Annotated in this window: 8 protein-coding genes and 4 pseudogenes; 3 read left to right on the plus strand and 9 right to left on the minus strand. The window is 63.5% G+C overall.

From position 1 onward, the window contains the following. The 6 genes and pseudogenes from EXE46_RS15435 to EXE46_RS15460 all read right to left on the minus strand — a co-directional run. Positions 1 to 73 (minus strand): annotated as a pseudogene (locus EXE46_RS15435) (IS6 family transposase); the annotation flags it as partial. Between the two features lie 109 nt (positions 74 to 182). Then, positions 183 to 878, minus strand: coding sequence for a hypothetical protein (locus EXE46_RS15440; protein ID WP_137689246.1), 696 nt, complete (start codon positions 876 to 878; stop codon positions 183 to 185). Between the two features lie 383 nt (positions 879 to 1,261). Continuing rightward, a complete protein-coding gene (locus tag EXE46_RS15445) occupies positions 1,262 to 1,723 on the minus strand; it encodes a hypothetical protein (RefSeq protein WP_137689247.1) in 462 nt (153 codons plus the stop codon). Positions 1,724 to 1,810: 87 nt separating this feature from the next. After that, positions 1,811 to 2,017, minus strand: a pseudogene (locus EXE46_RS17515) (DUF6516 family protein); the annotation flags it as partial. Positions 2,018 to 2,124: 107 nt separating this feature from the next. Further along, positions 2,125 to 2,355 (minus strand): annotated as a pseudogene (locus EXE46_RS15455) (thioredoxin family protein); the annotation flags it as partial. Positions 2,356 to 2,391: 36 nt separating this feature from the next. Further along, a complete protein-coding gene (locus EXE46_RS15460; RefSeq protein ID WP_137689241.1) occupies positions 2,392 to 3,735 on the minus strand; it encodes an RNA-guided endonuclease TnpB family protein in 1,344 nt (447 codons plus the stop codon). Positions 3,736 to 4,134: 399 nt separating this feature from the next. Between EXE46_RS15460 and EXE46_RS15465 the strand changes: the two genes are divergently transcribed. Beyond that, complete coding sequence (locus EXE46_RS15465; protein WP_137689242.1) at positions 4,135 to 4,440, plus strand: DUF433 domain-containing protein; 306 nt, start codon at positions 4,135 to 4,137, stop codon at positions 4,438 to 4,440. Between the two features lie 109 nt (positions 4,441 to 4,549). Continuing rightward, positions 4,550 to 4,855 carry a DUF5615 family PIN-like protein gene (locus tag EXE46_RS15470; protein ID WP_241981593.1) on the plus strand — a complete coding sequence of 102 codons (306 nt, stop codon included), beginning with the start codon at positions 4,550 to 4,552 and terminating at the stop codon, positions 4,853 to 4,855. Here EXE46_RS15470 and EXE46_RS15475 read toward each other — a convergent pair. Further along, positions 4,823 to 5,767, minus strand: a complete 945-nt coding sequence (locus EXE46_RS15475; protein ID WP_137689243.1) for a DUF368 domain-containing protein — start codon at positions 5,765 to 5,767, stop codon at positions 4,823 to 4,825. The two genes, EXE46_RS15470 and EXE46_RS15475, sit on opposite strands and share 33 nt — an antisense overlap. A gap of 40 nt (positions 5,768 to 5,807) precedes the next feature. After that, on the minus strand, positions 5,808 to 8,978 hold the full coding sequence (locus EXE46_RS15480) for an oligosaccharyl transferase, archaeosortase A system-associated (RefSeq protein WP_137689244.1): 3,171 nt from the start codon (positions 8,976 to 8,978) through the stop codon (positions 5,808 to 5,810). 131 nt (positions 8,979 to 9,109) lie between these two features. On the opposite strand from EXE46_RS15480, the gene EXE46_RS15485 reads away from it, so the two are divergent. Further along, positions 9,110 to 10,252 carry a glycosyltransferase gene (locus EXE46_RS15485; RefSeq protein ID WP_137689245.1) on the plus strand — a complete coding sequence of 381 codons (1,143 nt, stop codon included), beginning with the start codon at positions 9,110 to 9,112 and terminating at the stop codon, positions 10,250 to 10,252. Positions 10,253 to 10,337: 85 nt separating this feature from the next. Here the strand turns inward: EXE46_RS15485 and EXE46_RS15490 are convergent. Continuing rightward, positions 10,338 to 10,434, minus strand: a pseudogene (locus EXE46_RS15490) (IS1595 family transposase); the annotation flags it as partial.

Below are 10,434 nucleotides of genomic sequence, written 5' to 3' on the forward strand. Positions count from 1 at the left end.
GTGTTGCCTCTCGCTCCACAAACTCTAAGTTGATCTCGTCTATACAGCCGTTGAGGCGGTCGTTTTCGGGCATAGATTACTTTGAAAACGTACCGCCTCACGCTTCAATCCTTATCTGAACACCGCCGTTCGGGTGGGGGGGGGCGCCACCTCGGCCGGCGCGCCGCGCGGTTCGGCCGCGCTCAGAACGGCAGCGCAGACCGGAGCGTCTTCGCGTACAGGCCGGGAGCCTTCCGTCGCGAGTCGGAGAGCGCGTCTTCGAGGGCGACCGCGGCGCGCTCGTGGACGCCCACGCCGTGGCCGACGAGGACGCGCTCGGGGTCGAGCCCGGAGAGCGCGGCCGTCGGAGGGGTGAGTCGAAGCATCGGGTGGACGCCGAGGCGCTCGCGGTCGCCGCGGAAGTACGACGCCGTGCCGACCGACTCGGGGACGATCAGCGTCTCCCCGTCGAAGAGGCCGACCTCCTGCCACGGCGGTACCGACGAGTCACGGACCCGGAACGCCTCGAAGCCCGTGTCCGCGAGCCGCGAACCGAACCGTTCGACGTCGACGCCCGGATCGAGGTCGTCTTCGACGCCCGTCATCCACTCCGGTACGTACACCGGGGCGTCGTGGCGCGCGGCGAGCACGTCGCCGTCGCGGACGTGTCGGTCGAGTCCGACCACGACGCCGGCGACCTCGCCGAGTTCGTCGAGCAGGTCGTCGACGCCGGGCGCGTCGACCGGGTCCACCACCCACACGTCGTCGGTCTCCGTCTCCTCGTTGTCGACGGCGAACGCGTGGCTCGCGCGCTCCATCGTCTCGTTCGGGTACGCGATCCAGCCGACGCCGCCGTCGTAGCGGTCGATCTCGTGGAGGTCCGGCTCGTCGCCTTTCATGCTCATGTCGATTCGTTGGAGCCGACCCCTTGTTAAGCCGTCTCCGTCGGCACGGCGTTCCGATTGCGGATCGGCTCCCGATATTCGCGACGACTTCGGTCGGTTGTTCTCGGCTCGCGGTGAAGGCGTTCTAAGAAATAGATGTTCCGCCCGATGGGCACCATGAGCGGACAGCAACCTAGATACGCCCCGTCTGTCTCCCGTTTGTATCGATACGTGCCAGCCTGGGTCAGACTGAACGTCGTTGAGAGAACGATTGTAGCAGCCGATCACAGCGTGGGTAGTTCGGTCGACCAAGCGCTGTTGACCCCTGATTCGAGCAGAGCTGCCACAACCCGGCCGACGCGGTCGGAAACGCGTGTAGGCGCCGTGGGAACCGAAGCTCACGCCGCGGCGGGCTCTTCGTCGGTGTTGCTTCCGTTCAGTTCGACGTCGAGGCGAATGCGCCCGTACGGGAGGTACGGCCGCTTCGCACGGTCGTCATCCTCGACGAGGAACATGACACCGTACTCCGCTAAGAGCGTAACATCGTCGTGAACGGTCTTGTAGTCGCGGTCAAGGGTCTCCGCAAGCGCACTGATGCTCTCGGCGGCGCTGTCGGTATCCATCAACACCTGTAGGAGTTCGATCCGCCGGTCGGTGAGAATTTTCCGCAGCTCGCCAACCGTCGCGAACGACACGACCGCTGGCCGAGGCTCTCCGTCGGCGATCGCACCGATTGCGTCGCGCGTATCCTCGAACGCCTCGTCGAACGACTCGACCGTAATGCGGAGCACATCGGGATGCGGCCGCTCGCGAGGGTCGCTGTACTTGTCTGGCCAGCCGTCGTGGTCGGGTTCACTCATTGGTGTTTTCTGGTCCGCCAGCGTCGCGATCTCGTTCAGAAACCGAGTCACGTGTGCTGCGAGCCCGTGGAACTCGATCCGTGTGTCCTCACCGAACCGAACGTGCCGGTGATGCCAGCCAAGATCGTCGTCATCGTGCGCGTCGTCGTACCGGAGCAGCTCGCCCGTCTCAGGGTGGTAGTACTGGAACCGGTAGAACCACCCGTCGGGATACTCCTCGTCGCGGATCGCGAATATCTCCACGCGTCCACCCGCGACAGCGCGGTTCAACTCGATCGGGCGATGCGCCGGCATATCACTGTGCTATGGTCTATCACCTCATAGGACATAACTTTGTGGAAAATACACGCTGTCAATTAGATCTCAACAGCAATGAACCGCCCGAGTGTAGTTTCGAATCGCTACTCGTCCGGCCATTTGATTGAACAGCCCCGTGACAGACGATCGGGGACTTCGACGTCCTCCCCGGTGAGCACGGCGTCGACCGCGTCGCGAATATCGTACTCGGTCGGCTCGTCGTCGGGGTTGAGCGCGTCGTCGAACCGCCCGTGATACCGCAGGGCCCACTCGCCGTCCCCGCGGTCGAAGAGGAACGGGTTGGGGGTACACACAGCGTCTTGACATCCTCTCACGACTGAAGCCGTGAGATTCCTCTCGCGGGATATTGGCTACACCGTCTCCCCGGAGGCAATTTTCCCGTTGCTATTAACGGTACTCCGGTCTGTGCGCACTTCTTTGGGACTGTCGTGAGGGTGTGGTTGCCCCGACCAGTCGTGGTCGTCCCACTCGAATCGCACGGGCCGTGCCATCGGCCTGACTTCTTGCTCTGTCTGCCGCTCGAGAAACGTCCTCGATGCCGTGAGATCTGCGTGTCCCTCGAACCCGCACAGACACGCCAGCGTCTCCTGATGCCGCGTGGTTCGATCCGTCGACCCGCACTGCGGGCACTCCTGACTCGTCCATGCCTCCGACCGTACCTCGACGGCGATCCCGTACTCTTCGGCGGTACAGGCCAGTCGATCCACGAATTTCCTGAACGCCCAGAAATTGTGTGTCTTGGCGTTCGCCTCGACGGACCAGTGCGTCTCTAGCACGCCGGTCAAGTCACCGACATATACCGTGTCGACACCCGCGGCACACACCTGCTCGACCAAGTGACGACACAGCGCTTCTTGGGCGTGATCACGACGGCGAGTGCGTTTGCGATACAGCCGCCGGATACGTTCGCTGCTGTGTCGGCCCGCCTCGAGTTTGGACTGTAACCGAGCAATTTCTTGTGTCGTCTCGCGGAAGCGGGCGAACAGATCGTGTCCCTCGTACAGATACTGTTCGCCGGTCGTCGTGGTACAGGCGACGAGATTGTTCGCACCGATATCCAGAGCGGCCGTCTCTGTGGCCAGTGGAGTCGCCCGTGTCTCGTCAGAAACAGTCACGGGCTGTGAAGCTCGGAAGGTGCTGGCGGTCTCGTCGTACCACAAATCCAACCGACCCTGTTTCTCGTAATCGGGCCAGTTCGGCTCACCGACGACTTCGAGCCGAAGGCGCCCGGTGTGGTCGTATCTGTCTTTCAACTCACGCCCGACCAGTATCTCGAGCCGGGAGCGTTCGCTCCATTCGACGGTGTATGACGTGTTGCGAATAACCGTCCTAAGTTGTCGCCCATCGTCCTCGTTCCCACGGAAGCCCGGCGGTTCGGGGTGATCCGTGACCGACTTGTTCGAGGCGTCGTGATACTGCTCTTTCAGCCCGAAGAACGCTCGCCACGCCTCGCTGTTCTTCCGGATTACCTGCTGGGCGGTGGACGCGCCGAGAACGCCTTTATATCTGCCTTCGAGGCGGCCCGTATCGGCGTCCCATACGCTGCCTCCGAACCCGTCTTCGTCGTTATACCGCATGAGGCGCTGGTAATTGACTTCGTTCCAGAGAGCGGTGGAAGCGTCCAACAGGTCTCGTAGCAGCCGCTCTCCGGTCTCGGAAAGCGGACGTACTGCGAACGTGTTGGTGCGCTTCACGACGATAGACTATTATACGTTTAGTCTTAAAGTCTTTTTGTCGTGCGCCCTAACATAGACATTTCGCACACACTCGGAGGCCGGATCAAAGACTACGCTGAAGCGAACAATCTGGGACTCTCAGAGGCATACACCGAAGTGCTAGAGGCAGGATTAGATGAATTGGAAAGTTGAATACCCGATAATAGAGTAGCGTTAATTGTTAACAAGTATTGAGTTTATCCACGGCTAATCTTGCGGGCCTATTATGAGAGATATCTAGCCGGCCACCAATTCGGCAGTCTTGACGGGGGGAGACACTTATTGCGCCAATATAAATCAGCCAATCCGGTCATACCCGCCTTCAGCTCACTCGTATACTGGTAAAGACTAAACCCCACAACTCCGGTAGCTGTCGATATGTCGCGGCAGATGAACACCATCGTCGCAGGTGACGAGTCGGGAATCCACGACGAGCCGCACATTCGAGACCGGCGAATCACCGTGCGCCATGTCCACGCGCTGGTGGAAGAGCAGGGGCTCGACGCACGGACGGTTGCGGATCGGTTCGACCTCACTCCTGCGGAGGTCTACCACGCGCTGGCGTACTATCACGATCACCCAGAAGAGATGCGGGCCGTCGAGGAACGCCGTCGAGAGCTCCACGACGCCGCAGCAAACGACCCGAGCGTTATCACAGACCCCGAGGATCTGTCGGACGCGTAGCGTATGCGCGTGGGGTTTCTGCTTGACCAGAATATTGCGGCTCCGCTGGCGGACAAACTCACCAAAGCCGGCCGCGACGTAGAGCACGTCGTCGACGTGAGCGGGCTCGGTGAGGGGGGTTAACGACACCACGATTCGCTGGTACGCCGTCGAACATGACCGCGTCATCATCACCAGTGACGACGATTTCGTCCGAATGCCGACCGACTCGCACAGCGGCGTGTTCTACGTTCCCGACCAGTCACTTACACCACAGGAGCTCTACCACATCATCCAGCGCGTCGTGGAAGCATTTCCCGACCGGGAAGCCATGGAGACGGTGACGTTCGTCACCGCCGATTGGCTCGATTCTCTCTTACCTGGTCGTGACCGAGTCCACCGCTCAGTACTCGATCGCCGCGGAGTAGCGGTCTAAGACGAGGACGACACCCGCGCCGACGAGCGCCGCCACCGCGAACCGCGGCGCGGCCGCCCGCCACGACTCGCCGCTCTCGGCCAACCGGGCGGACACCTCCACGAGCGGCGCGCGCAGCGCGCCGACGATCAGGCTCACGAGGAACGCGAGCGTGGCGACCCGCGCCCGCGAGAGCGCGTACCGGACCGCGTGGGCGATCGTGAACAGTCCGCCGACGCCGCCGAGCAGGAACGCCGCCACCGGCGGCAGCGTCTCGACGAGCGCGTCCGCACCGTTTCCGAGCGCGAGCGCACCCGCGCCGTCGACGAACCGGGCCACGACGCCGGACATATACTCGTACTGACCGAGCACGATGAGCAGCAGTGAGCCGGAGATCCCCGGCAACACCATCGCGCTGACCGCGACCGCTCCGGCGACGAAGACGACCGGCAGCGAACTCCCGAGCGCGGTCGAAGCGACACCGGACGCGAGGAACGCGAGCGCGAACCCGGCGACGGCGGCACCCTTCCGGCGCGGCGTCGAGAGATCGGCGTCGCCGAGCAGCACCGCGGCGCTCGCCGCTATCAGGCCGAAGAAGAAGCCGTACGTCGCGACCGGCTGCGTCGCGAGCAGTCGGTTCACCGCGCTCAACACGACCACGACCGCGGTGCCGATCCCCGCGCCCAACACGAGCAGGAAAGCGCCGTCGACCTCGCGGAACGCGGCCCGCGCGTCGGCGCGGCCGCCTGGCCGTACGCCAGCGAGCACGCGACGAACGCGGTCGGGATCGACGGCGGTGACCGCCCCGATCAGCCGCTCGTAGATCCCGACGATCAGCGCGATGGTGCCGCCGGAGACGCCCGGGACGGCGTCGGCGCTGCCCATCGCGATGCCCTTGAGATACAGCGTCGCCCAATCCCGGAGTCCGGCCATCTGCTCGGGAAAAACAAGGCCGCGGTAATGAAGGGTTGGATCAGGCGGCCGCGTCACGCGCGTCGACAGCGGCCGGCGTCAGGTCCGTCGCGGTCGGCTCGGTGCCGAGAAGCGAGTTCGTGTCGGTCGAGTTCGTCGTGTTGCCGTCGGTACCGTCGTCGCTGCCGCTGCCGTCCTCGATCGGACACTCGGGGTCGCCACTCGGACAGTCGATGATCCGCTCTTCGAGCTCGACCGTCGCGGCCGAGCCGTCGGCGCCGACGACCTGCCCCTCAGTCACCTCGACCTGCCCGAACCGCTCGGTCGTGTAGAGGTCGTCGCCGGTCGTCTGCGCAGTGGAGACGTTGTACGGTCCAGTCGCACGGACGCTTGTGTTCGTGTACCCGTTCTCGGGGCCGAACTCGTCGTACCCAGTCGTCGAGTACGGGAGCGTGAGTTCGAACTCGCCGTCCGCGTCGGCGGTCGCGTACTGGGTGTACTCGAACGTCTGCCCGTTCGGCTTTTCGAGCTCGACGGTCGCCTCGACCTCTTGGCCGGGTTCGGCGCCGGACCCCTCGACGGTCGCGCCGGGCACCCGCTCGAACGTCTTGACGAAGTCGTCGCTGAACGCGCCCAACAGCGACTCGCCGTACGTTGCCTGGAGATCGACGCCGAACCGCTGGGCGAGGAGCTGCGCCTGCTGGGCGTACGGCGACCGCCCGGGCGCCTCCGTGGCGTGGACCAGCCGGTAGTGTTCCAAGGCGTCGAGCCGCTCGGAGGGGACGCCCATCACGCCGCCGACCTGCGCCGAGCCGTCTTCCTCGACGTACGACCGCGCGGCGGAGAGGTTGTCGAACCGCTGGACGGGCTGGCCCTCGCTCGGGAGGACCTTGATGTCCACCTGTTCGCCAGAGGCGGTCTGGGCCGTCTGCGGCTGCCAGTCGAGCACGACCGGGTCCGGCTCGACCGCGCTCCCGTAGTGCTGGTAGAGCCGGATCATCTGGCTCTCGTGGTATCGCTGGGTGCGCGTCTGGATCGCGGGCCGGAGCCCGCCCTGCTGGCCGTTCTGGCCCTCGACGCGCTGGTAGAGCACCTCGTTGAAGTCGCGCACCGTCTCGTTGCCGCTGTAGAAGGTGACCGGCGCGTTGAACTTTGAGTTCGGCGACGCCATCTGCCAGTCGACCATCACGTAGCGGGTGTCGTTCCCCTCGGTGCTCTGGCTCGCGAGCACCTCAGCGGCCTCCTCCTCGCTCGGTGCGAGAAGATAGTCGGCCGCGTTCCCGGCGTTCTGCTGGAACGGGTTCGCGTTCGGGATGCGCTCGGCGCGCGTGGTGATCCAGTGGCCGTAGTCCCACCACGACTGGACGCCGTACGCGCCCTCCGGGTACTCGAAGTCGCCGTCGGCCGGACGCTCGTAGGTGCCGTACAGCTCCATCGGGTTGTCGGCGCCTTCGAGCTCGCCCGGCGTCGGCGTCTCGTCGTTCATCCACTGGAGGCTCTCGTCCCACTGGACGACGCTGCCGGGACCGGTAGAGTTGCCTTCCTCCCAGACCGGGGCGGCCCCGGCCGCGGGGAAGAGGAGGGGCACGAAGAGAACCGCGAACACCGCGACCGCCGTCAGGGCCTGCCACCCCTCGATGTCACGGAGCGCGTCGAAGGAGCCGAGTTCGATCGCGTCGAGCGCCACTTGGACGAAGTACGCCGTCCCGACCGCGACGACGACTGCGAGGTAGTAGTTGAACCGGACCTGCGTGAACGCGGCGCTCCCGATGAACGCCGCCCACACGACGAAATAGAGTTCCTCGGCGTCGTACTCAACGAGGAACGTCGCGCCGACGAGGAACGCCGCGGCGATGAGCAGGCCGATCACCTGCCAGTCGACGCCGACGACGCCACCGAGCGCACCGTACGCTTGCGGCACGGCGTACACGCTGCCGACGACCGCGAGCGCGGCCGGGATGTACAGCGTGTGGTTCGTGTCGTCGGAGCGGTACAGCGGCCGCGCGACGACGTAGAGGATCGCCGCGAGCGCGAGGAAGAAGGCGAGCCCGTACTGGGAGAGCACGAAGTTCGCGAAGGTGGCGTCTTGGAGCGGGGGTGCGGCCTCGCCGATGGTGCGGAACTGTGCTGTGGCGCTAAAGCCGACGAAGTTCAACAAGTTCGCAGTGAGCGTCGACCATAATGACGGAATCGCGAACCAGACGAACCCCGCAGACGCGAGGATGAGTCCGCCAACTGCCGGCGGATACGTCGAGATATCGAGGTCACGTGCTTCCCACTCCCGGGCGAGCCACGCGAGGAAGACGGCGCCGACCGCGACGCCGAGCGGGAGGACGACTTGGAGCAGCGAGTACGATGTCGTCGCGAAGGAGAAGTCGTTGAGCGGAATCAGCTGCATCATGGCTGTGACGGTCATCGACACTGCGCCTGCGAACGCAACCGGTTCGGGGCTGGTTCCGTGATACACGTCGCTCGTGAGCTTCACCGCGAGGTAGATACCGGTGATCCCGACAAGGAGGATACCTGGCTGCCACGTCCAGATGTAGAGACCGAGTGCGACGCCGGCGGCGGCCGCGTACGAGATGGGGCGTTTCAGCGCGTCCCAGTCGCGGTCGGCGACGAGCTCCCATACGGGTTTTTCGCGTTCTGCGACGGCGAAGGCGACGAGGAACGCGAGGACGGCGAGACTCTGGAAGAGGACTTCGGCCGCGCTGTGGTCGGGGAAGCCGACGAGCGAGTAACTGAAGAACGTCCCGGGGAGGAGTGCGAGGACGATGGCCCCGCCGAGCGCTGCGACGCGGCCGGTGAACCGGCGCGCGATGAAGTACGTCGGGACTGTGACGAGTGCGCCCGTGATTGGAGCCATGACGAGCATGACCTCCTCGGTGCTACCCATGAGCGGTCGGGCGATCCAGATCCCGACTGCCATGATGTGGTCCCAGAGCGTCCCGAACTGGCCAGCTTCGTAGCCTAACGGGAACCCAGTATACGGGTCGAACTGTATCGTTCCGGGCCAGTTCTCCAGTAGATACGTCGTCTCGCGAAGGTGGTACCACGCGTCGTTGCCGCGGAAGTACACCTCGCCGTCGCGGACGAAGTTGCCGTACGACCGGATCCGCGTCCACAGCATGACGGCGAACACGCCGACGAGCACTGGAACGTGGAACCAGCGTTCGAGAAGATCGAGTGGGGCCGAGCCCGACTCCTCGGATGAATTCTGTTGCTGGCTCATCACTCAATGGGTTTCGGAAAACGTGCTTAAGACTTGTTATATAGGTGTAGTAGCCGGTGGACGGTTTCGAACCGTTTTCTCGTCGGAACGTCTCGCGTGGGTTTTTATTCCCTAAGCGGCAACCGCCGATCATGAATATACTCATCGTCGCGGCCGGATCGCTGCTCGCAATCACGGCAGCACCGTACGTCGCCTTTCTCGTTCTGTTCGCGTGGGTACGGCCGTCCGGGTCGCCAGCAGAGAAGACAGAAGTCGAGCCGTCGGTGAGTATCGTTCTTCCAACCTACAACGAGTCGCGCATCGTCGAGACGAAACTCAATGATTTGCTGGCACTCGACTATCCGATGGAAAAAGTCGAGCTCGTCGTCGTCGACTCGTCGACCGACGAGACGCGGACGATCATCCGCGAATATTGCGAAGAGCTGGACGCGCCCGATCTTACGTTAATCGAAGAAGACGAGCGTCGGGGACTCGCTCCCGCACTCAATGAGGCGTATGAAACCGCCGAGCGTGAGATGGTCGTGAAGACGGACTGCGACTCGAAGCTTCCACCGAATGTCCTCCGTGAGGCGGCTGCGAACCTCGCGGACCCCGAAGTCGACGCCGTGACAGGGCGGAATGTTGAGGTCCTCGGTGGGAGTGAGGTGGAGTCGGGGTACCGCGGCATCCAGTCGCACATTCAACAACTAGAGTCGCACCTTGACTCAACGCTCATCTTCCACGGGCCATTTTCAGCGTTCAAGAACGATGCGTTGCTCCCGATTGATCCGAACTCACTCGCCGACGACACGGAGTTGGCTCTAAAAATCCGCCGGCAGGGTGGGCGGGTTGTGTTCGATCCCGCCGTGGCGTACAAGGAAGCGAGCCACTCCGAATTCGTTAAGCGCCGTACGCAGAAGGACCGGCGCGCGATGGGACTGATCCGGCTATTGGTCCAACACCGCGACGCACTCGGGAAGTATGCGAAGTACGGGCGCGTAGTGTTGCCGTTCAACTGGTGGTTCATGATCGCGTCGCCGTGGCTGTTGGCGGTGGCACTGGTCGTCGCGACAATCGGATCGACCGTACAGTACGGGATCATCGGACTAGCGTTTCCGGCGGCGGTTGGGTTGTTCACATACCTTGGACAGCAGGACGTTCTTGGCCCCGTTCAGGCGCTTTACTCGTTGTTCGACACTCAGGTGTCGCTGCTGCGGGCAAGTGTCGAACTGTTGCGCGGAAAGGGTGACGGAACATGGGAAGTGGATTCCGAATTGCGGGAGGCATTCAAATGATTTGTAGGTTTTATGACACAATATTGGTCTGTCTCGTTATGCCGTGAATTGAAAATACGCTCTTGTGGCGGAGATTGTTGGTGAGTCATAGCGCAGTTTCGAGGATGGTTTTGAGCGCTTCTTTCCCCGGTTTTCGGAACACTTCACGACGGAGCTGAAACGCTCGGAGATATGGTGTGAGT

The sequence above is a fragment of the Halorubrum sp. GN11_10-6_MGM genome, assembly GCF_005435165.1.
GTDB lineage: Archaea > Halobacteriota > Halobacteria > Halobacteriales > Haloferacaceae > Halorubrum.

What these genes read in the sequence shown, in the direction of transcription:
- EXE46_RS15440 (WP_137689246.1), bottom strand. Translation starts at nt 878, where the DNA reads ATGAAAGGCGACGAGCCGGACCTCCACGAGATCGACCGCTACGACGGC.
- EXE46_RS15445 (WP_137689247.1), bottom strand. Translation starts at nt 1,723, where the DNA reads ATGAGTGAACCCGACCACGACGGCTGGCCAGACAAGTACAGCGACCCT.
- EXE46_RS15465 (WP_137689242.1), top strand. Translation starts at nt 4,135, where the DNA reads ATGTCGCGGCAGATGAACACCATCGTCGCAGGTGACGAGTCGGGAATC.
- EXE46_RS15475 (WP_137689243.1), bottom strand. Translation starts at nt 5,767, where the DNA reads ATGGCCGGACTCCGGGATTGGGCGACGCTGTATCTCAAGGGCATCGCG.
- EXE46_RS15480 (WP_137689244.1), bottom strand. Translation starts at nt 8,978, where the DNA reads ATGAGCCAGCAACAGAATTCATCCGAGGAGTCGGGCTCGGCCCCACTC.
- EXE46_RS15485 (WP_137689245.1), top strand. Translation starts at nt 9,110, where the DNA reads ATGAATATACTCATCGTCGCGGCCGGATCGCTGCTCGCAATCACGGCA.